Here is a 25,152-nt window from a genome sequence, read left to right as displayed (position 1 = left end):
GATTACGTTTATATTACAAGCAATAATACTAATAATTTCTGGCAGTAAAAAAAGTAACAGCTTATTTTTAGAGTGCGTTTAAGATTGATTTAACGGAAACTTTCTTTCCATTTTTAAATGCTACAACAAAAGCTGAGTTATATCCTTTTTGTTGCGCTTGCTTCTTTAATCTAGTTACTTCGTTATAATCTGAAGTAACACCATAATAGTATTTGTGATGAGCACCAATTCTTATACGTTCAACGCCTTTTAGACCTTTAAAATTATAAGGAGCTGTATTCACTTTTTTAGAACTTGAAGCTATTTGCACTTTAAAATCAACACCTTTAAATATTCTTGGCTTCTCTTCTTTTACAACTGGCTTTTCAGGCTTAGGTTTCACATCTACAACAGTATTAGCATCATGTTGTTTTTTATAAGCAATTATTCCTTGATAGATAGCATTCGCAATTTCTTGTTGACCTTTTTTAGAGTTTAAATAAGCTCCTTCATTTTTATTAGTTAAAAACCCAGCTTCAACTAAAACACTAGGCATAAATGTTTGATGTAATACAATAAAACCAGCTTGCTTCACCTTTCTATCTTTACGCTTCGCCTTGGTAACCATTTTACCTTGAATTAAACTGGCTAGATATAAACTTTGGTCTAGATACTCTTCTTGCATTAAAGTAATTCCTATTACAGATTCTGGCGAATTCGGATCAAAACCATCATAATTTTGCTCATAATTGTCTTCTAAAAGGATTACCTGATTCTCTTTTTTAGCAAGTTCAAAGTTTTGTTTATTAGCATGCAGTCCAAGAACAAAGGTACCTGCACCATTAACCGATGACTGTGTAAATGCATCACAATGAATAGAAATAAACAAATCAGCTTCAGCTTTGTTAGCAATTTTTCCTCTCTCAAATAATTCTATAAACGAATCATCTTTACGAGTATAAATAACCTCTATGTCTTTATTCTTTTTTAATAACTTTCCTACTTCTAGGGCTATATTTAGCACAATATCTTTTTCTAAATAATTGTGCCCTGTAGCACCTAAATTACCAGGGTCTGTACCGCCATGACCTGCATCTAGTACTACTTTAAAAGTTCCTTGAGCTATAATTACATTCGGATTTAACCATAAAAATCCGACTACTAATAGAATTGTAAAAATCTTTTTCATTCTCTGTTTTTTATTATTTAGGGGAAAAATAATAACCGCTATTTTTAACTTGCCTTTAAGCATAACCACATAAAAAATATATGTAAGTTTGTAAACTCAAAAACTAAGCCGTTTTTACATTTACAAAAATACTATTAATAGCATTGCATACAAATTTAAAGCACATACTTTTAGTTTTACTTTTTTTAGGTGTTGCAAATCAGCTTAGTTTTGCTCAAATAGACGCTAAAAAAGATAGCACTTCTATTCGAAAAGATTCACTGAAAATTCTCGATAAAAATATAAGAGTGAATGCAACTGATTCTACTAAAGTTGATACTTTAAAGACACCAAAAGAATTTTTAGCAGATATTATTAAGAAAAAATCTGACGATTATATTTCTAATGACTTTATTAATAAACGTGCAACTCTTTATAACAATGCAGAAGTACTCTACCAGGATATTGAACTAAGAGCTGGTATTATAATTATAGATTATAGCAAAAACCTTGCCTATGCTAAAGGAATAATTGACAGCCTAGGCAATTATACCCAAAAGCCTATCTTTAAACAGGCTGGTCAAGAATCTGAACAAGATTCTTTAGTCTATAATTTTAAGAATGAAAAAGCGGTAATCTATAATACAAAAACTGAACAAACAGGTGTTTTTATTAGAGGTGAAATTACCAAGCGAGAAAACGATTCTACACTTTATATTAGTAAGGCCCAATTTACAACATCGCAAAAGGAAAAACCAGATTATAAAATTGTAACCAATAATATTAAAGTTGTTCCAAACAAAAAGATCGTTGGCGGACTATCGCAACTGTATCTTGCAGAAGTACCAACACCAGCAATTTTACCTTTTTTCTATGCTCCTTTAAGCAAGGAAGAATCTGAATCTGGTATTATTTTACCTACTTGGGGTGAAAATAGTAATCAAGGTTTTTTCTTACAAAATGGTGGTTATTATTTTGCTATAAATGATTATGTAGATCTTGCGGTTTTGGGTGATGTATATACCAATGGTAGTTGGGCATTGCGGTTCGAGTCAAACTATGCACTACGCTATAAATTTGGAGGTGCTTTTAGCTTACGTTTTGAAAATTTAATAACTGGTCAAAGAGGCTTCCCAAATTTTGGAAAAACTAATAATTTCTATGTTAGATGGAATCATAATCAAGATGCTAAATCGAATCCAAATTCAAGGTTTTCAGCATCTGTAAATCTGGGTAGTAGCCAATACTTTAGGCAGTCTTTAAATGAAATTAATGTTTCACAAAATGTCACCAACACCTTTCAATCATCTGTGACTTATTATAAAAAATTTGTTGGTACGCCGTTTAATATGAATATGTCTCTAACCCATACTCAGAATACCAATACTGAGAGAATAGATATGAATTTACCTTCATTACAATTAAGTATGGATCGTATCTACCCTTTTGCGCCAAAATCTGGAGCAAAAAAGAATGCTTTTCACAATTTAGGATTAAATTATAATTTAGATCTACAGAACAGAATCTCTACAACCGACGAAGAATTTTTGAAATCTGATATGTTCAAAAATGCTAGAAGTGGTATGCGCCAAACAGTTTCTTTGGGCACAAATATGAAAGCCCTAAAATATATCACTATTTCTCCTGGTGCAAATTATAGTGAAGTTTCGTATTTAAAAACAATCAGTAAACAATATGACTCTACACAACCATTAGGAGATCAAATAGTAACAGACACAATCAATGGATTTGATTCATATAGAGAATATTCTACTAGCGTATCAGCATCTACAAATATTTATGGAACCTTTAACTTTAAAAAAGGGCGTATAAAGGCAATAAGGCATACCATAAGGCCTTCCATATCTTTTAGTTACAGACCTGATTTTAGTAATTTTTATGACCATGTACAACAAAGTGAAGATGAAGATGATTTATTAGAATACTCTCGTTTTCAAGAAGGGATTTTTGGTGGGCCATCTAGAGGATTATCGAGTAGTATTGGTATTTCTATCAACAATGTGTTAGAAGCCAAAGTAATGTCTAAAGATTCTACGCAAACAGAGGCGAAAAAGATAACTTTACTTAACAATCTAAATTTTTCTACAAGCTACAATATAGCTGCAGACTCTTTAAAATGGCAACCTGTTTCTGTAACAGCTGGTACAAAGTTTTTTGATAATAAGCTAGGTATAAACATGAGTGCAACTCTAGATCCCTATGCATTAAATGCTAACGGTACCAGAATAAATACTTTTAACATTAGTAATGGTGGAAGTTTATTTAGATTAACTCGTGCCAGCATTTCTACAAACTATACTATTTCTAGTGATGACTTTGGGAAAAACAATAAACAATCTAGTAGCAGTAATCAATCTTCAAACCCTAATTCTAATGACTTGTTTGGTGGAAATTTAAATACGAGAAATAGTGCTTTTGATAATAAAAATTCCTCTGAAGAAGATAAAGAAAAAAATGTAAAATTATTCAACGCTTCTATACCATGGAGTTTTAGCTTTAGACATACTTTTGGATATTCAAATAACAGGCGTCAAAACGAAATCTCTACTAATACTGTACAATTTTCTGGAAACATAGAACTTTCGCCTAAATGGAATGTTGGAGTTTCTTCTGGTTATGACTTCAAAGGCAAAGGGATTTCAAATTTAAGTTTGAACTTTGAGCGAGATCTAGATAGCTGGCGCATGAGTTTTAATTGGATACCTGTAAACACAAGCTCAAATCAAACTTATTATTTCTTTATTGGCGTAAAATCATCGATTTTAAGCGATCTAAAATACGATCAACGTAAAGTACCAGATAGAAGATTATTTTAATAACTATACTCTAAAGAACATGAAAAAAATCATATCTACATCTAATGCACCAGCACCAATAGGTCCTTATAATCAAGCTATATTAAAAGGAGATATTTTATATACTTCTGGGCAAGTTGCAATAAACCCTAAAACTGGAGAACTGGTTTTAGATAATATTAAGACAGAGACCAAGCAAGTTATGGAGAATATGAAAGCAGTTTTAATAGAAGCAGGAATGACCTTTGAAAATGTGGTTAAAACCTCCATTTTTATTACCGATATGAAAGATTTTTCTGCGATAAATGAAGTTTATGGATCATATTTTAATGACGAAACTGCACCAGCAAGAGAAACAGTTCAAGTTGCTTGCTTACCAAAAAATGTGAATGTAGAAATCTCAATGATAGCTATTAGATAGTAAAATATTTTAAATAAGCTTATTTATATGATATTTTACAAGTCCTTCTATAGGTCTGCGTTCAAAATTGCCAACTTTAAAATTTAATTCTTCGGCGACTTCTTTTATTTGCTCATGTGAGAAAAAAGCAATTGAACCAGCAAAATGCACAGGTACACTTTTAAGTTCCTCTTTATATTGCATTATCATATTATTGGCAAATAACCGTATACCATCCCTAATTAATTTAATTATATAGTCAGAATCTTTGTTTAAAAAAATAAATTCTGCAAAAGACGCTAGATAAGCATTGGGATTTGGCTGTTTGTATAAATTATATTTTATAAAATCTACCTCGACATTGTGTTTCTCTTCAAAAGCCACTTTAATATTTTCTGGCATTTTATTAAAATAGTAATCTCTTAACAATTGCCTACCAAAATAATTACCTGCAGCATCATCCATTACTGAATAACCTAATGATTTAACTTTTTGATGTAATACCTTACCATCATAATAACTACAATTGGAACCAGTTCCTAAAATGCATACAACTGCTGCTTCATTCTCATTATTTACTGTTGCAAAAACAGCTGCCATGGTGTCTTCTTTCACATCAATAAGCGCATTAATAAATATTTTTTCTAAAACATTTTTAAGTAAACTTGCTGCTTTTTGAGTTCCACAACCTGCTCCATAAAAGAAAACATGAGTAACCTCTTTTCTATGAATTTTCAATAACTCACTCTTCTTTATAGTCTTGGTTAGCTTCTTCTCGGATAATATAGCTGGGTTTAATCCTTTAGTTCGAATTTTTTCGAGTAACTGATTCCCTTTTTTATCTATGGCTTTCCAATCGCATTTTGTTGAACCGCTATCAACTATAAGTATCATAGTAAATTTTTAAAGACTGGTAAAGGTAAAGAAACCTGAAAATAAATCTAGCAGTTAGTTTTTAACATTTAAACAAAAACTTTAACATAGCTATAACTCCATACACTGTTATATATAAGTAATTTGAAAACCAGTAAAATAAAACCAAGTTTCATTCCATTTTAATTAATTATTAATGTAAACCAAACTATTATGAAACAAATTAGTACAAGAAACATTTTATCAACTTTAGCCTTTGTTGCAATTCTATTTTTTAGCACAACTATAGAAGCGCAGTTAAATACACCTAGAGGTAGTCAACAGGCTACTGTTAAACAACGAGTAGGTACTACAGACATTTATATTACCTATTCTAGACCAAAGGTGAATAAACGTGAAATTTGGGGAAAATTAGTGCCTTACGGAATGAACAATCTCGGTTTTGGTACTGCTAAAGAATCACCTTGGCGTGCAGGTGCTAACGAAAACACAATCATTAAATTTACAGACGATGTAACAATAGAAGGCACTCCTGTAAAAGCAGGAAAGTATGGATTACACATGGTGATCAAAGAAAATGGTGATGCAGATCTAATACTCTCTAAAGATACTAAAGCATGGGGAAGCTTCTTTTACGACCCGGCTAATGATGTTGCTAAAGTAACCGTAAAAACAGAAGAAGTACCTCATAAAGAGCTTTTAACTTTTGAATTTGTAGATGTACAACCAACTTCTGCAACTGCAGCTTTAATATGGGAAAAGAAACAAATTCCTTTTAAAATAGATGTAGCAGTAACAGATATTGTATTAGCAGATATTAGAAATGAAATGAAAGGACAAAAAGGATTTGCACGTCCAAATTGGGAGCAAGCTGCAAATTGGGCTTCGAACAATGGTGGTGATTTAGAAGAGGCTTTAAAATGGATAGATGCCGCGAGACAAGGCCAATTTTTCAGCCAAAAAACATTTGCAAATGCACAAATAAAAGCTGGAATTTTAAATAAAATGGAGAAGCAGGCTGAAGGTTTAAAATTAATGGACGAATCTTTAAAAGATGGGACTGTTTTTCAAGTACATGGATATGGCAGGCAACTAATTGGTTTAGGCTTAAAAGATAAAGCCATGGAGGTTTTTAAATGGAATGCTGCTAATCATAAAAATACTTGGCCTGTAAATTATGGATTAGGTAGAGCTTATTCTGCAAAAGGAGATTATAAAAATGCTATCAAATATCTAAATAAAGCATTAACTCTTGCTCCTGGAGATCCTCAAAAAGGGCGAGTTCAAGCAAATATTGATAAACTAAAAAAAGGAGAAGACATTAATTAATTTTTATAAAAAAAGCTGAACAATCTTGTTCAGCTTTTTATTTTTTACTCTAAACCAAACTATTATGAAACAAATTAGTACAAGAAACATTTTATCAACTTTAGCCTTTGTTGCAATTCTATTTTTTAGCACAACTATAGAAGCGCAGTTAAATACACCTAGAGGTAGTCAACAGGCTACTGTTAAACAACGAGTAGGTACTACAGACATTTATATTACCTATTCTAGACCAAAGGTGAATAAACGTGAAATTTGGGGAAAATTAGTGCCTTACGGAATGAACAATCTCGGTTTTGGTACTGCTAAAGAATCACCTTGGCGTGCAGGTGCTAACGAAAACACAATCATTAAATTTACAGACGATGTAACAATAGAAGGCACTCCTGTAAAAGCAGGAAAGTATGGATTACACATGGTGATCAAAGAAAATGGTGATGCAGATCTAATACTCTCTAAAGATACTAAAGCATGGGGAAGCTTCTTTTACGACCCGGCTAATGATGTTGCTAAAGTAACCGTAAAAACAGAAGAAGTACCTCATAAAGAGCTTTTAACTTTTGAATTTGTAGATGTACAACCAACTTCTGCAACTGCAGCTTTAATATGGGAAAAGAAACAAATTCCTTTTAAAATAGATGTAGCAGTAACAGATATTGTATTAGCAGATATTAGAAATGAAATGAAAGGACAAAAAGGATTTGCACGTGCAAACTGGGAGCAAGCTGCAAATTGGGCTTCAAACAATGGTGGTGATTTAGAAGAAGCTTTAAAATGGATAGATGCTGCCATTGCTGGTCAATTTTTTAGCCAAAAAACTTTTCAAAATCAGTTTATTAAATCACAGATATTAGCAAAACAAGGAAAAACAGAAGAAAGTTTAAAACTTCAAGAAGAAATTATACCTCTAGCTAATGTAAATCAATTAAATACTGTTGGTTATCAATTCTTAACTAAAGGCAAAGTAGATAAGGCTATTGAAATTTTCAAATTGAATGTTAAGAAAAACCCAACAAATGCTAATGTTTATGACAGTTTAGGCGAAGGTTATAAAACAAAAGGAGACAAGAAAAATGCGATTAAAAATTATAAAAAATCGTTGACTTTAAACCCAAACCCTGCTTTAAAAGCTAATTCAATTAAGATGTTAAAAGAATTAGGCGTTGAAATATCATCCTAAGATTGATATTTATTGATTTTTAATTAAAAAGAGGCTGTACAATTTGTGCGGCCTTTTCAACTTATATTAGCCCAAATAGCCCTATTTCTAGTAATCTCTTGATAAGTATTGTTAATGTTTTTATTTGCAGGTTTACTTAAATTTGGGTCATCAGCCAATACCTTTATAGCCACTTCTCTAGCTTTTTTTAATATTGCCGAATCTTTTATTACATCTGCTATTCGCAAATTTAAAACACCACTTTGCTGTGTACCCATTAAATCACCAGGGCCTCTTAATTTTAGATCTGCTTCAGCAATTTCAAACCCATCATTTGTTTTAACCATAGTTTCCAAACGTATTTTAGTATCATTAGTTAATTTAAAACTGGTCATTAAAATGCAATAGCTTTGTTCGGCTCCACGTCCTACTCTACCTCTTAATTGATGTAATTGAGATAAGCCAAAACGTTCAGCGCTTTCAATTACCATAACAGATGCATTAGGAATATTTACACCTACTTCAATCACAGTTGTTGCTACCATAATTTGAGTTTCACTTTTTAAGAAACGTTGCATCTCATATTCCTTATCTTTAGCTTTCATTTTACCATGCACAATACTCACTTGATAATCGGGCCGCGGGAATTCTCTTACTATACTTTCATAACCGTCCATTAAATCTTTAAAATCTAGCTTTTGAGATTCTTGAATTAACGGATATATCACATAAACCTGTCTTCCTTTAGCGATTTCTTCTTTCATAAATTTAAAAACACTCAATCGATTACTATCATATCGATGCGCTGTTTTAATTTCTTTTCTCCCTGGTGGTAATTCATCAATAACAGAGATATCAAGATCACCATAAACACTCATAGCCAATGTTCTTGGTATAGGTGTAGCTGTCATTACCAAAATATGCGGCGGTAATTGATTCTTCATCCACATTTTTGCACGTTGCGCTACTCCAAAACGATGCTGCTCATCAATAATGGCTAAGCCTAAATTCTTAAACTTTACTTTGTCTTCTAACAAAGCATGTGTTCCTATAAGAATATGTAATTCTCCGTTTTCTAATCGCTCATGAATGGCTTTTCGTTCACTGGTTTTAGTTGAGCCCGTTAACAATGCCGTATTAATATTCATCCCGTTAAGGAGTTCTTGAATAGCATTAAAATGCTGAGTAGCAAGAATTTCTGTAGGAGCCATCAGAGCAGATTGAAAGTCATTATCTAAAGCTAATAACATGCATAATAACGCAACAATAGTCTTACCAGAGCCCACATCACCTTGTAATAGACGATTCATCTGAGCAGAAGAGCCTAAATCTTTTCTAATTTCTTTAATAACACGTTTCTGAGCATTGGTTAATTCAAACGGCAAATGCTGACTATAAAATTTATTAAAATGATCACCAACATGGTCGAAAACATAACCCTTAATTTTTGATTTGTGAACTAATTTCTTTCTTATTAATTGTAATTGAATAAAAAATAATTCTTCAAACTTTAATCGCTGTTGAGCCTTAGTGAGTAACTTTTGACTTTTAGGAAAATGAATATTAAATAATGCTTGATTTTTAGAAATCAATTGTAGTTTATTTAAAACTTCTTGTGATAATGTCTCTTGAAAATTATTACCAAAAGCAGCAAACAAATTCTGCATCATTTTACCAATTACTCTATTTGTAACTCCTTTATTAGTCAATGTTTCTGTAGAAGGATACACGGGTTGCATAGCGGTTTGCATACTTTTTTTATACTCTGAAACTAATTCTAATTCAGGATGTGGCATATTGAACATACTATTAAACCAATTCGTTTTACCAAAAGCCACATAAGGGGTATCAATTTTTAAATTTTCTTTAATCCATTTTACACCTCTAAACCATACCAATTCCATAATGCCTGTTTCATCAACAAAAGTTGCAACTAAACGACTTCCACGTTTTTGTTTAACTGTTTTCAAATGGGTGATTTTACCTATAACCTGAACTTCAGCATTATTGTTTTGCAATTTATTAATCTTAAAAAATTGGGTTCTATCAATATATCTGTTTGGAAAAAAGTTAACCAAGTCAGATAGGGTTCTTGTTCCTAATTCTTTACGCAACAATTCCGCTCTAGCTGGTCCAACACCTTTTAAATAATCTAATGAAGTATGTAAATCTATGGGTGGCATTGGTTTTAGTATCTGCTAATATATTAGTTCTCTAAAAATACTAAATCAAATCTATAATACGCTCTAAAGCCATACCACGTGAAGCTTTTATCAATAGTGTTGAGTTTTCAATTTTGTGATTTAAAAAGTAGTGCTTAAAATCATCGAAAGTTTTAAAGCATTTCGTTCCGTTTGTGTCGGTCTTATAAAAATTCTCTCCTAACAAATAAGCACTATCTAAATCAGATTTTGATGCTAAATCTGCTATTTGTTGGTGTTCATTGTGAGCTTCTGAACCTAGCTCAAACATATCTCCAAGTATCGCAATTTTATTTTTATCAGTTAGACTTGAGAAATTTTCTAAGGCAGCCTGCATACTACTTGGATTTGCATTGTAAGCATCTAATATGATCTTATTAGTACCTTTTTGAATTATTTGAGAACGATTGTTTGTAGGTACATAATTTTCAATTGCATCTTTTATAGATAGGTCGTCAACCTTAAAATAGTTTCCTATAGCTATTGCTGCTGAAATATTATTAAAATTATAAGAACCTATCAACTTACTTTCTATATCCAGATTATTATATTTTATCTTAACAAAAGGATTAGCACCATTAAATTCTATATTACAATCTGACTCTTTACTTCCAAAAGTGATTCTCTTAATTTTTTTAGATTGTTCAAATTGCTTTTTATCTAATGCATTTACAAAGACCGTTTTTTCATTTGCTTTTAGGTATCTATACATTTCTGTTTTACCCTTAACAACACCTTCTAAACTACCAAAACCTTCTAAATGGGCTTTACCAAAATTAGTGATATAACCATAATCCGGCTCAGCAATATTGCATAAAGATGCTATCTCTTTTAAATGATTAGCACCCATTTCTACAATACCCAACTGAGTATCTGGTGTCATCGATAATAAAGTTAGTGGAACACCAATATGATTATTTAGATTACCAACTGTAGCGGTAGTTTTAAATTTTTTAGATAATACAACATTAATTAATTCTTTTGTAGTAGTCTTACCGTTGCTTCCAGTTAACGATATTATTGGAATAGCCAACTCTCTCCTATGATAGTTAGCTAACTTTTGAAGCACTTGTAATACATCATCGACTAAAATCATTCGATTATTGGCATGATAATCTTTCTCATCAATTATAGCATATGATGCTCCTTTTTTTAAAGCTTCTTCCGCGAAAGCATTACCATTAAAATTATCTCCTTTTAAAGCAAAAAAAATGCATCCTTTAGTAATCTTTCTTGTATCAGTAGAAACTAAAAATGATTTTTTATAAAGTTGGTAAATTTGAGGTATCTCCATTTGGTAAAAATAAAAAACTCAACACAAAATTGTGTTGAGTTTTCTGTAAATATGATCTTTGGTTGTAATTATCTCTTTAATGGAGTTTTACGTCTTCTCTTTTGAGTCATTGCTCCTAGCTTATCTGTAGCACAACGGAAACCGATAAAGTTAGTTGCCATATATTCTGGTAAATATCTACGTTGAGAAGGATCTAACCAATATTCTCTATCTCTCCATGATCCACCTTTATATACTCTAGACTGATCACTAATTAATGTCGTACGTTTTTGAGTGTCATATTGTTGGATGATTAATCCACTTTCACCTATTTGACGAGGGTTTTTTGGAGAATTATACATTCTTGGTTTAATTTCCATTTCATCTTCCTCTTTAAAATAGTCTTTTGTAGAAGCAACGTCACCATCACCAATTGATATATTATCAGCCTTTTCATAATTAGGTCTCATAAATGCATCACGCTTAGTAATAGGCACATATTTAACGCTACCTGGTAGATCTTTTGGTACAATCTTACCATTATCTAAGGTGTCAAATTCTATACTGTTATAGTCTACAACAACAACTTTACCTTCAGCATCAATTAGTGGTTTTTTAAATACATTACCTCTAAAATAGTTGAAATCATTAGCATCATTATCTACAATAGGTCTGTAAACATCTGCTACCCATTCGGCAACATTACCTGACATATCATATAATCCAAATGCATTTGGGTCGTAAGATTTTACTTTAATGGTAATATCTGCACCATCATTACTCCAACCTGCAAGACCACTATAATCACCTTTACCTTGTTTAAAGTTTGCCAATTGATCACCAGCCCTTCTTTTAGATTGATCACGTGTATAACGACCATTCCAAGAATATTTTTTACGGCCTCTAATCGAATTATATTCTCTATTCTCTATTAAAGCTTTTGCTGCATATTCCCACTCAGCTTCAGTTGGTAGTCTAAAACGTTGTGCTAAAATACCGTCAGAAGTTTTTACATGACGACCAGTAAACTGCCCTTTAGATCTCCCTGACTTTCTATCTCTTTTAGAAATTTTATTTCCTTCTGCATCCCTTTTAGGGCCTTTATTACTCTTTTTACGTTTTTGAGTATAATCTGGTAATCCTTTATTATAGATAGAAGAATCTCCATCAAATAATAAATATGGGTTTGCCAAATAAGCACTTGTATCAAAACGATTTTTACCTTCTACAACTAATGAATCTTGATCAAACAGCCTATTTAACACTCCTTTATCGTATAAAATCTTTTCATTAACTCTATCAGTTCTCCATTTACAATATTCAGTAGCTTGATTCCAAGAAACACCAACAACAGGATAATCTGCATACGAAGGGTGACGTAAGTAACTTTCTGTCAATAATTCATTAAAACCTAATGCATCTCTCCAAACCAAAGTGTCTGGTAATGCAGCTTGATAAATTTTTCTATAATTATCGTCTTGAGGAGGAAATACTTTTTCTAAATATTGTAAATAAAATAAATATTCTAAGTTGGTCACCTCAGCCTGATCCATATAAAAAGATCTGATTTGTTGCTTTGTAGGTGTAGTATTCCAATCGAACATTACATCATCTTGTACTCTACCCATTGTAAAAGTACCACCTTCAATCAATACCATACCCGGAGGTGTCTTTTGACCTTGATAGTTAGTATTTGCCGTAAATCCTCCATAAGTTGGATCATTAAAGTTCCAACCTGTCAATTCAGAAGATGTTCTACCTTTCTTGCCGCAGCTAGCTAAAAATCCTGCGATAAGAACAGCTAATAAAACTTTTTTTCCTATAAACCTTTTCATATTTACTTTAATATTTAATTTAGGGGTTTTGTAGTCCTGTTATTTTAATTTGAGAGCACACAAAGTGCACTCGATGCATGTATAACGATTGTTTTATTTCTTTATTATGTGTAATGTTGCAAAATATTAAAATAACCAATGTTAACTTTCGTTTTGAATATGATGATGAATAATTCACATAAATTTCTAATTCTTTTTATAGCTATTTTATTTAGCTATTCATCATCATCGCAAACGCCTACTACTCAAAAGCTAACCTCAACTTCTACTGTTAAAAATTCTGTTTTATCTAATGGTACTTGGTACAAATTTGCAGTAGATACTACTGGAGTTTATAAAATAGATAGAGCTTTTTTAGAAAATTTAGGAATCAATGTCAATGAAATCAATCCAAAGAATATAAGACTTTTTGGTAATGGAGGGCAATTATTACCAATGTTGAACAGTGACTTTAGATATGATGGATTGCAAGAAAATGCTATCCAGATAATTGGTGAAGATGATAATAGTTTTGATTCCAATGATTTTATATTATTCTATGCTAAAGGCCCCCATGCCTGGTTACCAAATACTACTCAATTTGAACAAACAAGACACCAAAACAATATTTATTCAGATAAATCTTATTATTTTATAACTACCGATAATGGTTTCGGAAAGCGAATACAAGCTGCTCCTGAAGTTACAGCTCCAACTACATTACAAGTAAACACTTTTAATGATTATTTAGTGTACGAAGAAGATGAAGTAAATCTATTTTCGAATGGACAACAATGGTTCGGACAAGACCTTAGTTTTGAAAATACAACTACAGTAAATTTTACTTTTAGTAATATAGATACTAGTCAAGATATTTATGTACGCGTTAGAGGAGTTATAGAATCCTTTACTACTTCTTCTATGGATATTAAAGTAAATGGTCAAAATTTAACTACTATTAATTTTCCTGCTATACCGTCATCTATTAATAATCTTACACTAGCCATTCCTCGTGAAGCAATTCAAAACATTAATGTTTCTGATGAGCAAATAGCAGTAGAAATAACATATAATAATAATGGAAATCCTTCTGCGAGAGCACATTTAGATTATGTCGAAATATTAGGTTACAAAAATTTAATAGCTACAGATAAACAATTCTCTTTCAGGAATTTTCAATCATCAAATGAACCTTTTACTTCAACTATAGAATATAACTTACAAAATAGCAACAATATATCTGAAATATGGAATGTAACGGATTATATTAGTCCTTCGATTATCACAAATCAATCAACTGGAAATGACTTTACATTTAAAACGAACGGAGGGCGATTACAAGAGTTTATTGTATTAAACGAAAATGATTATTTCACACCAGAAACACTATCAACTAGCTTAATTGCAAATCAAAACCTACATATTTTACAAGACGTAGATTATATAATCATTACGCAAGATTATTTATCTAATGAAGCAGAAAGGCTTGCAGAGCATCATAGAACTAACTCTAATCTTAATGTTTTAGTTGTTGATATAAACCAAATTTACAATGAATTTAGTTCTGGATCGCCAGATTTAACTGCAATTAGAGATTTTATAAGACATCTATATGTAAATGCTACTAGTGTTGAAGACAGAATAAAATATGTCTGTTTATTTGGTGATTCTTCTTATGATTTTAAGGATAGAATTAATAGTAACAATAATATCATACCAGCATTTCAATCTTTTGAGAGTTTTGATTTGGCCAGATCTTATGTTACAGATGATTATTATGGAATGATGGATGATAATGAAGGTACTTTAACAACCAATGATCAACAAGATGTTGTTACTGGTAGATTTCCAGTAACAACCCTAACAGAAGCCAAGCTAACTATAGATAAAACATTGTCTTATTACGCTATAACTTCTTTTGGAGATTGGCGTAATAGAGTAACTGTTGTAGCTGATGACCCAGATACAGCTGGCGAATTTGTATTACAACAGACAGTAGAACGCATTGCTGACGATATTGCTCTAAATAAACCTGAATTAAATATTACTAAAATCTATTCTGATGCTTTTGTACAACAAACTTCTTCTGGTGGTGAACGATACCCAGACGTTGAAGAAGCAATTGATAACGCTATAGAATCTGGAACTTTGGTCTTAGATTATTTTGGACATGGAGGTGAAGGTGGCTGGGCTAATGAGCGAATTTTACAAGTTGGTCAAATTAATAATTGGCGAAACCCAAACACCTTACCTTTGATGATCACTGTAACCTGTGAATTTTCTCGATTTGACAACCCTTTGCGCCCTACTGCTGGTGAATTCGTTTTTTTAAACCCAAAAGGTGGTGCAACAAGCATGATTACAACTACAAGAGAAATATTCATTTCAGTTGGTCAGCGGTATAATGAGATATTGGTAAAAAAACTTTTTGGATTTAATAACGAAGACTACACAATTGCTCAGGCAATGATGGAAATGAAAAATGATCCACTATCACCTCGTACAAGTCAGCGATTATTTGTTTATTTTTTAGGAGATCCAGCAATGAAATTAGCGCAACCAAAGCCCAATATCAAGATTACCAAAATGAATAATGTAGATGTATCTCAATCTTTAGATACATTAAAAGCATTATCACGTGTTACTCTAGAAGGGATTATTACTGATAATTCAGATAATCTAATAAACAACTTTAACGGTACGCTATCTGCTACTATTTTTGATAAATCAGTCGATAGAGCCACATTAGATAATGATAATTTTGGTCAAAAGTTAACCTTTGACGCCATAGAAAGTAAAATTTTTAGAGGACAAGCATCTGTTACTAATGGTACTTTTAAATTTGATTTTATTGTACCAAGAGATATTAGAATAGCATTTGGTAAAGCCAAATTGAGTATGTATGCCGATAATAAGTTAATCGATAAGTCAGGATTTAATAGGGATATTGTAATTGGAGGTATTAATGAAAATGCTCCTGAAGATAAAGTAGGACCTACTATAAAATTATTTATGAATGACGAATCATTTGTAGATGGAGGAAATACAAATGAATCGCCATTTTTAATTGCTACTCTTGAAGATGAATCTGGTATAAATACTTCCATTACTGCTGTTGATCATGACATTATTGCCGTATTAGATGGTGATCAAGCAAATCCTTTTATTCTAAATGACTTCTATCAAACTGAATTAGATGATTTTACGAAAGGTAAAGTAAAGTTTCCATTTAGAAATTTAGAACCTGGCCCACACACTATTTCATTTAAATGTTGGGATACATACAATAATCCGTCAGAAGCTACGTTAAATTTTGTTGTAGTAGATGATAGAGATTTGGTACTAGACCATGTGTTAAATTATCCAAATCCAATGATCAATTACACAGAGTTTTGGTTTAATCATAATAAACCTAATGAACCTTTAGAAGTTCAAGTACAAATTTTCACTGTTTCTGGTAAATTAGTTAAAACTATAAATCAGACGGTACAAACAGAAGGGAATTTAGCACGATCAATTTCTTGGGATGGTTTAGATGATTTTGGTAATAAAATTGGTAAAGGTGTATACGTTTATAAGCTAAATGTTAGATCTACATTATCGAATGCCAAGGCTAAAAAATTTGAAAAACTAGTAATATTACAGTAACCCCTTTAACAAATAACTGACTCTCGTTTTGATGAAAAAAGCAATTTTATTTTTAGTAATCCTATCAATATCCTTTTCAAAGGGATATTCTCAAGATATTGACAATCCAATAACTACTGCGGCTCCATTCTTATTGATTGTGCCAGATGCACGAGCTGGGGGTATGGGTGATATAGGTGTAGCATCGAGACCAGATGCTAACTCACAACATCATAATCCCGCAAAATTTACATTTTTAGAATCACAATTTGCAATTGGGGTTAATTATACTCCTTGGCTAAGAAATTTAACTAATGATGTTTTTGTAAGCAATTTATCTTTTGCAAATAGAATTAATGAAGGTAGTGCTTGGGCGGCAAGTTTAAAATACTTTTCCTTAGGAACTATCGATCTTACAAATTCGAGCGGTGTGGGTATTGGTTCAGAAAATCCGAACGAACTTTCATTTGATCTTTCTTATGGATTAAAATTAAGTGAAGAGTATGCTATGGCTGTTGCAGTTCGCTACATAAGATCAGATTATGCCCTGAATGTTGAAAATTCAAATATTAATACAGTAAACGCTTTTGCCGTTGATGTATCTGGTTATTATCAATCAGAAGAAAAGAATTTTGGTAATTTTAATGGTAAATGGAGAGGTGGTTTTAACATCTCTAATATAGGGCCTAAAGTAACTTTAACTGATGGAGGACAAGATAATTTTATACCAACAAATTTAAAATTAGGTGGTGGTTTTGATTTTATTTTAGACGATTTTAATACCATTTCTGCCAATTTAGAGTTTAACAAATTATTAGTACCAACACCAAGTATCCCAGTAACAAACGGAGCTGGAGAGCTTATAGGATATAGACAAGAAGATGTAGGCTTTTTAGGAGGTATATTTCAATCATTTGGTGACGCTCCAGATGGTTTTAGTGAAGAAATAAAGGAGTTTACATGGGCTTTAGGTGCTGAGTACCTGTATAATGATACATTTGCTTTTAGAGCAGGTTATTTTAATGAAAGTGAGCAAAAAGGGCAGCGAAAGTATTTTACCCTAGGCGCAGGTTTTAGATTTAATGCTATAGACCTAAACCTATCTTATTTATTAAACTCATCAGATGTAAACAATCCATTAGAGAATACATTACGTTTTTCTCTAACATTTAATTTTGGTGATGTTTATGAAGATTTTTAACTAGAATTAAATAAAAAATATATCAAATAATCATTTTGGCAAACGCTGGAATGATTATTTTTTTCTCTATATTTAAAATTCTTATTCGAATAAATGAAGAAAATTGAATTGAAAACAGAGTTCATCGTTTATGATGATCTTTCAGAATTATCTTCTGAAGAACAACATTTAATGCAACAAGCCATTTTAACAAGAGAAAAGGCTTATGCTCCCTATTCAAATTTTAGTGTAGGTGCTGCATTATTATTAGACAATCAGAAAATAATTTTGGGCAATAATCAAGAGAATGCTGCTTACCCATCTGGATTATGTGCAGAACGCGTAGCCATTTATAATGCTGGTGCAAATTACCCTGAATCACATGTTTTAAAAATTGCCATTTCTGCCAGTTCAACTAATAAAAAAGTAGATCAACCCGTTGCTCCTTGTGGTGCCTGTAGACAAACTATTGCAGAATATGAGTTGAAACAAGTCACACCAATTTGTATTATCTTTATGGGTGAAACTGGTAAAGTGATCAAAACTGAATCACTTAAGAACCTACTCCCTATTGGTTTTGATAAATCTTTCCTTTAATTTATCCATTTATGAGCAATGATATAACCAATAGAGAAGATATTGGTTTACTTATTCATCAATTTTATGAAAAGCTTTTAAATGATGATGCTATTAGCTATTTTTTCGATCATATAGGTAAAGGTGCAGAACTAGAAAAACACCTAGAAACAATCATAGATTTTTGGGAAGATATTCTGTTCGGAACTATAAAATATGGTAAAAATGCTATGAAACCTCATTATGATCTACATAGAACCATTCCATTTAAAAAAGAACATTTTAGTGTTTGGTTAAAACATTTCAACTCAACTATTGAGGCTAGTTTTATTGGCGAAAAGTCCGATTTAGCAAAGACAAGGGCTCTATCTATTGCTACAATCATGCAGATAAAATTACAAGATTAATATTTTTATCATATCAAAATTATTAAATTGATAAAAGTATTCGCAAATTTTAAAAGTATTTAACGAATATTTATTCGTTTTATCTAAAATGACTTAGTTTCGTAATTCCAACAAAAACTAACCAGAATGAATTCGGTAATTACAGGAACTGGCAGTTACATACCATCTGTGGTAAAAACAAATGCAGATTTTAATGATGAACGTTTTTATAGTGATAAGAATGAACCTTTCGAAGCTAAGAATGATGTTATTATAGAAAAATTTAAAGCAATTACGGGTATAGAAGAGCGACGTTATGTTACCGAAGAAAAACAATCGAGCGATATAGCTGCAATTGCTGCCCAAAGAGCTATAGATGACGCTAGTATTGATCCTGAAGAGTTAGATTATATAATAGTAGCACAAAATTTTGGTGATATAAAAAAAGGAACAGTTCAAACGGATATAATGCCAAGTTTGGCCTCAAGAGTAAAACATTTATTAAAGATCAAAAATTCGAATTGTGTTGCTTATGATGTTATCTTTGGTTGCCCAGGATGGGTAGAAGGTGTAATTCAAGCACATACATTTATACAAGCTGGTTTAGCAAAAAAATGCTTGGTTGTAGGCTCGGAAACATTATCTAGAGTTTTAGATATGCATGATAGAGATTCTATGATTTATTCTGACGGAGCTGGTGCATGTATACTAGAATTCAGTGAAAATGGTAAATCGGGTATTATGAGTCATGCTACGCAATCTCATACATACGAAGAAGCTAACTATCTCTTTATGGGGAAGTCGAACATACCAGATACTGATCCAAGAGTACGATATATTAAAATGCATGGCCGTAAAATATATGAGTATGCTTTAAATAATGTACCGCAAGCCATGAAAGTTGCCTTAGATAAAAGTGGCGTATCGATTAATGATGTTAAAAAAGTATTCATGCATCAAGCAAATGAAAAGATGGATGAAGCTATTATTAAGCGTTTCTTTAGATTATACAAAACACCTACACCAGAGGGAGTGATGCCTATGAGTATTCATAAATTAGGTAATAGTTCGGTAGCTACTGTACCTACGCTATTAGATTTGGTCTTAAAAAATCAATTAGAAAGTCATCAGGTTAAAAAAGGAGATGTAATCATCTTAGCTTCTGTTGGTGCTGGCATGAATATTAACGCAATTGTTTATAAGTACTAGGTAAAAAGTTAATAAGATTCTACAAATCAACATACTTAGGTGACCTTTTTAACGTTTTGGGGTCAAACAGATAAAATATTACTTATGAAATTACCAAAAATCTTAGTGCTAGCTACAGTATTTATATTTTTAGCTAGCTGTGGAAACAAAAAAGCTGAAAAAGAAAATGAAGAACTTGTAAAAGCAGTTGAAGAAGTTGAGCAATTAGCTCAAGAAGTTGAAGCTGCTACTAAAGAAGTTGAAGCAGACTTAAAACAAGTTGAAGAAAATTTAAAAGAATTAGATAGTTTAATAAAAGAATAAATTATGAAAACAATAAGAACAATATTATCCTTATTAGTACTAGTTACTTTTATTGGATTGCAGACTAGTAATGCTCAAGAAACGAAAAAAGAGAAAAAGGTAAAAGAGAAAAAAGAGCAAATAAAAGAAAAAAGGCAAGAAATAAAAGAAGTTAAAAAAGAAGCTAGAGAGCTAAAAAAAGAAATTAGAGAAGAAGAAAGACAAGAGCGAAAAGAGCAAAAAGAAGCTGAGAAAGATGATGACCAGTCTAATAGTGCTAAAAAAGAAAAAATAAAGGAGAATAAATCGAAAGGCAATGCCTATGGTAAAAATAAAGGAGACCTATCTGGTAAAGAATTTGGACTGGCTAGAGCTGAAGATGCTAGAAATAAAGTAAAAGAAGATGGAGAGCGAATAGCTCGTAACGAACGTTCTATTAATGATCACAGAGACCGTATAAAAAAAGCTCGTGACAGAAATGATAAGGCAAAAGAAGCGAAAAATATCAGTGAAGAAGAACATGCAAAGAATGAAGAAAAGATAAAAAAGGTAGAAGACAAGCTGAATGATATAGAAGAAAAAATAAAAGCCTCTAAAGAAAAAGTTAAAAAGCAAAAAGAAAAACTAGAGAAAGTCAAAGTAAAAGAGACTAAATAACAACAGAAAAAACCTCCAATAAATATTGGAGGTTTTTTTATATACTAAATTTAAAATAAGGCCGTTTTAATACTGATTAAATACTCTAAAAGATGATGGCGAACAAGATAATCTTGGCACTTTTATTATTTGCTTTTCTACTTGTATTACAAATAATAAATTCAGAAAAAAGAAAAAGAAAAATTATTCATAAAAGGAAATCTAATAAATTTATCGATCAAAGACTTCAGGAATAATTTTACCCGTAGTTCCATTTGGGAAGCTTATATTCAATAAATTAGATAAAGTAGGTGCTATATCTATAATTGGTACATATCTTTTAGAACTTCCACCTTTTTTAATCCCTTTACCATAGAAAATCATTGGCACATGAGTATCATAATTATATCCAGAACCATGAGTTGTACCTGTTCTCCCTCTAATAATATATGAAGGATTAGGTATTATCAAAATATCACCTGAAACCTTTTGGTTATAACCATTTTGAAGCAGTTGTAATATTCCAGAATTAAAGTAAGTATTATTCATAGTCTTAGCAGAAATAACTTTATAAACTCCATCAAAATTTATAATTTCTTCTAACAAACTATTGGTTACATTATTTAAATTAAGATTTAATTCCTTTAATTTTTTCTTGTTTAAGAATATTTGATGATTAGAAACATTTTCGATCAATTCTTCAGAATTGAAATGTTCTTTCGTTACGCCATTCAAGAATTTTTTAAATTCACTATTATTAAAATATCCAGCTGGTATTTTCAAACTCTCTAAATAGGCAGGAACCTGAACTGCTGCATGATCTGCTGTTAAAAACAATGTATAATTGTCTTTACCAACATTCTTATCTAAAAAATTTAATAAATCTGCTATATCTTTATCTAATCGTAGATAAGTGTCTTGTGTCTCAATCGCTTCTACTCCATATTTATGACCAACATAATCTGTACTAGAAAAGCTAACAGTTAAAAAGTCTGTAAAATCATCCTTACCTAAATCTTCACCTAGAATAGCGGCTTTAGTAAAATCAACAGTAAAAGTATTTCCAAATGGGGTCTCTTTAATTAAACCTTTGCCTTCATTTTTTTCTTTAAGTTTTGGTAGATCATGTGGAAATACCGGTGCTATTTCTCCATTAAATAACCCTTCATATGGATTATCATCTTTAATACTTTCTGTATAAGATGATATATCATAAAGTGTATTCCATGGTTTAGAGAGATATTCACTTGTTTTATCTAAAGCGTTGAATTCTTCGACCCATTTAGGTAAATCTTTCATATAAAATGAGCTAGAAATCCATTTTCCTTCATTTCCTCCATCAAACCAATATGCTGCATTAGCTGTATGACTGGCAGGCAAAACAGCAGATCTATCTTTAATAGCAATACCTATTACTTTACCTCGCATATTTTGATTAAGACGTAGCTCATCAGTTACTGTAGTAACATTCATTCTATAAGGAGATTTTTGACCCTTATCACTAAGTCCACCAATTGTTTTATAATTGTTATCATCTACACAATAAATAGACTTTTTAAGATACTTATCGTACCACCAATTACCAATTATTCCATGATTTTGAGGCGTAGTACCAGTATAAATTGAAGCATGTCCAACTGCAGTATAAGTAGGTATATAATTGTAATGTGCATTTTCTAAATTAAAACCATCATTTAATAACCGCTTAAAGCCTCCTTCACCATATTTATCGTAAAATCTAGTTAGGTAATCATATCTCATCTGGTCAACAACTATACCTACCACTAACTTGGGTTTTTCATTTTCTAATGAATTCTTTTGCTGAGCTGTTACTGGTACAATAAATATGAAAGCCAGCAAAAATGTTAGGAATCGGTTCATAAGAATTTTGATTTTAATATTCTTCAAAAGTACTCTATTTTATATTTAAAATCATATTTTTGGAGTAGTGTAATCAACTGTTAACTATAATTTAATATCTAAAATTCTGTCATAGCTACGTGAATTATATTGAACATATTGGCAAGTATTTTAAAATGCTTGGAGATGTCTTTAAAAGACCTCAAAAAGGATCCGTTTTTAAAGATGCCATTTTTAAAGAAATAGAAGATCTAGGCATTAGCTCAATTGGTATAGTTGCTTTTATTTCATTTTTTGTTGGTGGCGTAGTAGTAATACAAACTGCCTTAAACTTAGAAAATCCTTTAACCCCCAAATATCTAATTGGTTTTGCTTCTAGAGAGTCATTAATATTAGAATTTTCTCCAACACTTATTTCTATCATACTTGCCGGAAAAGTAGGCTCATACATAACATCGAGCATTGGTACCATGCGAGTTACAGAACAGATCGATGCGCTAGAAGTAATGGGTATTAATTCATTAAATCATTTAGTGCTACCAAAAATTATTGCTACAGTTTTCTTTTACCCTTTCATTATTATTATTAGTATTTTTTTAGGGATTTTTGGAGGATGGACAGCTGGTATAATCACTGGACTCGTGAGCTCAAATGAGTATATTGAAGGGATACGATTTGGTTTTATACCTTTCCACTTTACTTATTCAATTATAAAAACAGCTGTGTTTGCTTTTGTAATTGCAACTGTGCCCGCCTATCATGGTTTTTTTGTTAATGGTGGTGCTATAGAAGTTGGTAAAGCTAGTACTAGAGCCGTAGTATGGACAAGTATTGTAATTATTGTTTTAAATTACTTTTTAACTCAAATGATACTAGGTAAATGATCGAAGTAAAAGATATCTATAAAGAGTTTGATGGTGTACCAGTGCTTAAAGGTATTAATGCCACATTCGAAAATGGTAAGACCAGTTTGGTAATTGGACAAAGTGGTTCTGGTAAAACTGTTCTTTTAAAGTGTATGTTAGGTTTGTTTACTCCTGAAAAGGGCGATATTCTATATGATGGAGTAAGTTATACAGAAATGAATGATGATGATAAAAGGAATCTGAGAAAAGATATTGGTATGGTTTTTCAAGGAGGTGCTTTATTTGATTCTTCTACTGTTGAAGAAAATATTATGTTTCCTTTAAAAATGTTTACCAAGCAACCACTGAGTGAAATGTTAGATAGAGTTAATGTAGTATTGAAACGTGTAAACTTAGAAGATTCTAATAAAAAATATCCTGCTGAACTTTCGGGTGGAATGCAAAAACGTGTAGCCATTGCAAGAGCTATTGTTATGAATCCTAAATATTTATTTTGCGATGAACCTAACTCAGGACTTGATCCTAAAACAGCTATAGTAATCGATAATTTAATTCAAGAAATTACTAAAGAATATAATATCACCACTATTATCAATTCTCATGATATGAATTCTGTAATGGAAATTGGTGAAAAAATTATCTTCTTAAAAAATGGTGTTAAAGAATGGGATGGCTATAGTGATCTTGTTTTTAGAACCGATAATGAAGCTGTTACAGATTTTGTCTATTCATCTAACCTATTTAAAAAAGTTCGCGAGGCTCAATTAAAAGAAGATCATTTATAACCTAAGTGTTTACCTTAGAAGAATCTGAAACCAATCGATTTAGTTCTTTTAACTCATTTTCAGTAAAATAACGCCACTTCCCTACAGGTACATCTAGTGAAATATTCATAATTCGAATGCGTTTTAGTTTAGTGACTTTATATCCTAAATATTCGCTCATTCTACGAATTTGTCGATTTAATCCTTGTGTTAAGATAATCTTGAACTTGTACTTACTTATCTGCTCTACATGACATTTACGTGTAATAGTGTCTAAAATAGGCACACCATTACTCATTTTACGTACAAAATAACTAGTGACAGGTTTATCAACAGTAACTATGTATTCCTTTTCATGATTGTTTCTAGCACGCAATATCTTGTTAACAATATCTCCATCATTAGTAAGAAAAATAAGTCCTTCGCTAGGTTTATCTAATCGACCTATAGGAAATATTCTAGTTGGATAATTAATAAAATCAATAATATTATCTTTTTCTACTCTAGTATCAGTAGTACAAACAATACCAACGGGTTTATTAAAAGCCAAGTAGACTAATTTCTCTTTAGTTTCACCAACTACTTTACCATCAACCCTAACCTCGTCTGTAATTGCTATTTTAGTGCCCAATTCTGGCACTTTACCATTTATAGTAACTCTACCCTCATCAATTAATTTATCTGCAGCACGTCTTGAGCAGTAACCGATTTCGGTTAAATACTTATTAATGCGCTTTAATTGAGGTTCATCCATAAA

General features: G+C 31.4%; 20 protein-coding genes. 13 read left to right on the top strand and 7 right to left on the bottom strand.

Annotated elements, in window-relative coordinates:
- Positions 1 to 67: 67 nt before the first annotated feature.
- Positions 68 to 1,168 (bottom strand): N-acetylmuramoyl-L-alanine amidase family protein, encoded by a 1,101-nt coding sequence (locus AC3IF2_RS03915; RefSeq protein ID WP_489165733.1) that lies wholly within the window; start codon positions 1,166 to 1,168, stop codon positions 68 to 70.
- A 143-nt stretch (positions 1,169 to 1,311) separates the two neighbouring features.
- On the opposite strand from AC3IF2_RS03915, the gene AC3IF2_RS03910 reads away from it, so the two are divergent.
- Both AC3IF2_RS03910 and AC3IF2_RS03905 read left to right on the top strand, forming a co-directional pair.
- Positions 1,312 to 3,984 carry a putative LPS assembly protein LptD gene (locus tag AC3IF2_RS03910; protein WP_489165732.1) on the top strand — a complete coding sequence of 891 codons (2,673 nt, stop codon included), beginning with the start codon at positions 1,312 to 1,314 and terminating at the stop codon, positions 3,982 to 3,984.
- Positions 3,985 to 4,003: 19 nt separating this feature from the next.
- Positions 4,004 to 4,384: a RidA family protein gene (locus AC3IF2_RS03905; RefSeq protein ID WP_489165731.1), complete on the top strand. Its 381-nt coding sequence runs from the start codon at positions 4,004 to 4,006 to the stop codon at positions 4,382 to 4,384.
- A 9-nt stretch (positions 4,385 to 4,393) separates the two neighbouring features.
- On the opposite strand, the gene AC3IF2_RS03900 is transcribed toward AC3IF2_RS03905, so the two are convergent.
- On the bottom strand, positions 4,394 to 5,257 hold the full coding sequence (locus AC3IF2_RS03900) for an N-acetylglucosamine kinase (RefSeq protein WP_489165730.1): 864 nt from the start codon (positions 5,255 to 5,257) through the stop codon (positions 4,394 to 4,396).
- Positions 5,258 to 5,449: 192 nt separating this feature from the next.
- Here AC3IF2_RS03900 and AC3IF2_RS03895 point away from each other — a divergent pair, with 192 nt between their 5' ends.
- Complete coding sequence (locus tag AC3IF2_RS03895) at positions 5,450 to 6,565, top strand: DUF2911 domain-containing protein (RefSeq protein WP_489165729.1); 1,116 nt, start codon at positions 5,450 to 5,452, stop codon at positions 6,563 to 6,565.
- A 64-nt stretch (positions 6,566 to 6,629) separates the two neighbouring features.
- A complete protein-coding gene (locus AC3IF2_RS03890; RefSeq protein ID WP_489165728.1) occupies positions 6,630 to 7,742 on the top strand; it encodes a DUF2911 domain-containing protein in 1,113 nt (370 codons plus the stop codon).
- Between the two features lie 56 nt (positions 7,743 to 7,798).
- Here the strand turns inward: AC3IF2_RS03890 and recG are convergent, their stop codons facing one another.
- From recG to gldJ, 3 genes are all read right to left on the bottom strand, one after another.
- Positions 7,799 to 9,904 (bottom strand): ATP-dependent DNA helicase RecG, encoded by a 2,106-nt coding sequence (recG, locus tag AC3IF2_RS03885; protein ID WP_489165727.1) that lies wholly within the window; start codon positions 9,902 to 9,904, stop codon positions 7,799 to 7,801.
- 40 nt (positions 9,905 to 9,944) lie between these two features.
- Entirely contained in the window at positions 9,945 to 11,216 is a 1,272-nt protein-coding gene (locus AC3IF2_RS03880; protein ID WP_489165726.1) for a UDP-N-acetylmuramoyl-tripeptide--D-alanyl-D-alanine ligase, read from the bottom strand.
- 68 nt (positions 11,217 to 11,284) lie between these two features.
- Entirely contained in the window at positions 11,285 to 13,030 is a 1,746-nt protein-coding gene (gene gldJ, locus AC3IF2_RS03875; protein WP_489165725.1) for a gliding motility lipoprotein GldJ, read from the bottom strand.
- Between the two features lie 138 nt (positions 13,031 to 13,168).
- Between gldJ and porU the strand changes: the two genes are divergently transcribed.
- The 7 genes from porU to AC3IF2_RS03840 all read left to right on the top strand — a co-directional run bounded on the left by porU (position 13,169) and on the right by AC3IF2_RS03840 (position 20,926).
- Positions 13,169 to 16,657 carry a type IX secretion system sortase PorU gene (gene porU, locus AC3IF2_RS03870; RefSeq protein WP_489165724.1) on the top strand — a complete coding sequence of 1,163 codons (3,489 nt, stop codon included), beginning with the start codon at positions 13,169 to 13,171 and terminating at the stop codon, positions 16,655 to 16,657.
- 31 nt (positions 16,658 to 16,688) lie between these two features.
- Complete coding sequence (gene porV, locus AC3IF2_RS03865) at positions 16,689 to 17,837, top strand: type IX secretion system outer membrane channel protein PorV (RefSeq protein WP_489165723.1); 1,149 nt, start codon at positions 16,689 to 16,691, stop codon at positions 17,835 to 17,837.
- A 93-nt stretch (positions 17,838 to 17,930) separates the two neighbouring features.
- Positions 17,931 to 18,413 (top strand): cytidine deaminase, encoded by a 483-nt coding sequence (cdd, locus tag AC3IF2_RS03860; RefSeq protein ID WP_489165722.1) that lies wholly within the window; start codon positions 17,931 to 17,933, stop codon positions 18,411 to 18,413.
- Positions 18,414 to 18,424: 11 nt separating this feature from the next.
- A complete protein-coding gene (locus tag AC3IF2_RS03855; RefSeq protein ID WP_489165721.1) occupies positions 18,425 to 18,799 on the top strand; it encodes a group III truncated hemoglobin in 375 nt (124 codons plus the stop codon).
- A 126-nt stretch (positions 18,800 to 18,925) separates the two neighbouring features.
- A complete protein-coding gene (locus tag AC3IF2_RS03850) occupies positions 18,926 to 19,987 on the top strand; it encodes a 3-oxoacyl-ACP synthase III family protein (RefSeq protein ID WP_489165720.1) in 1,062 nt (353 codons plus the stop codon).
- An 84-nt stretch (positions 19,988 to 20,071) separates the two neighbouring features.
- Positions 20,072 to 20,290: a hypothetical protein gene (locus tag AC3IF2_RS03845; RefSeq protein ID WP_489165719.1), complete on the top strand. Its 219-nt coding sequence runs from the start codon at positions 20,072 to 20,074 to the stop codon at positions 20,288 to 20,290.
- 3 nt (positions 20,291 to 20,293) lie between these two features.
- Positions 20,294 to 20,926, top strand: a complete 633-nt coding sequence (locus AC3IF2_RS03840) for a hypothetical protein (RefSeq protein WP_489165718.1) — start codon at positions 20,294 to 20,296, stop codon at positions 20,924 to 20,926.
- A 210-nt stretch (positions 20,927 to 21,136) separates the two neighbouring features.
- Here the strand turns inward: AC3IF2_RS03840 and pafA are convergent, their stop codons facing one another.
- Positions 21,137 to 22,786 (bottom strand): alkaline phosphatase PafA, encoded by a 1,650-nt coding sequence (pafA, locus tag AC3IF2_RS03835; RefSeq protein WP_489165717.1) that lies wholly within the window; start codon positions 22,784 to 22,786, stop codon positions 21,137 to 21,139.
- A 119-nt stretch (positions 22,787 to 22,905) separates the two neighbouring features.
- On the opposite strand from pafA, the gene AC3IF2_RS03830 reads away from it, so the two are divergent.
- Positions 22,906 to 23,649, top strand: coding sequence for an MlaE family ABC transporter permease (locus AC3IF2_RS03830; protein WP_489165716.1), 744 nt, complete (start codon positions 22,906 to 22,908; stop codon positions 23,647 to 23,649).
- Positions 23,646 to 24,416: an ABC transporter ATP-binding protein gene (locus tag AC3IF2_RS03825; RefSeq protein WP_489165715.1), complete on the top strand. Its 771-nt coding sequence runs from the start codon at positions 23,646 to 23,648 to the stop codon at positions 24,414 to 24,416. Before AC3IF2_RS03830 ends, AC3IF2_RS03825 begins: the two co-directional genes overlap by 4 nt.
- 1 nt (position 24,417) lies before the next feature.
- Here AC3IF2_RS03825 and rluF read toward each other — a convergent pair whose 3' ends face one another.
- Positions 24,418 to 25,149 (bottom strand): 23S rRNA pseudouridine(2604) synthase RluF, encoded by a 732-nt coding sequence (rluF, locus tag AC3IF2_RS03820; protein ID WP_489165714.1) that lies wholly within the window; start codon positions 25,147 to 25,149, stop codon positions 24,418 to 24,420.
- Positions 25,150 to 25,152 lie beyond the last annotated feature (3 nt).

Source organism: Maritimimonas rapanae (assembly GCF_057837205.1).
This window is presented reverse-complemented; position numbering and strand designations above follow the sequence as displayed.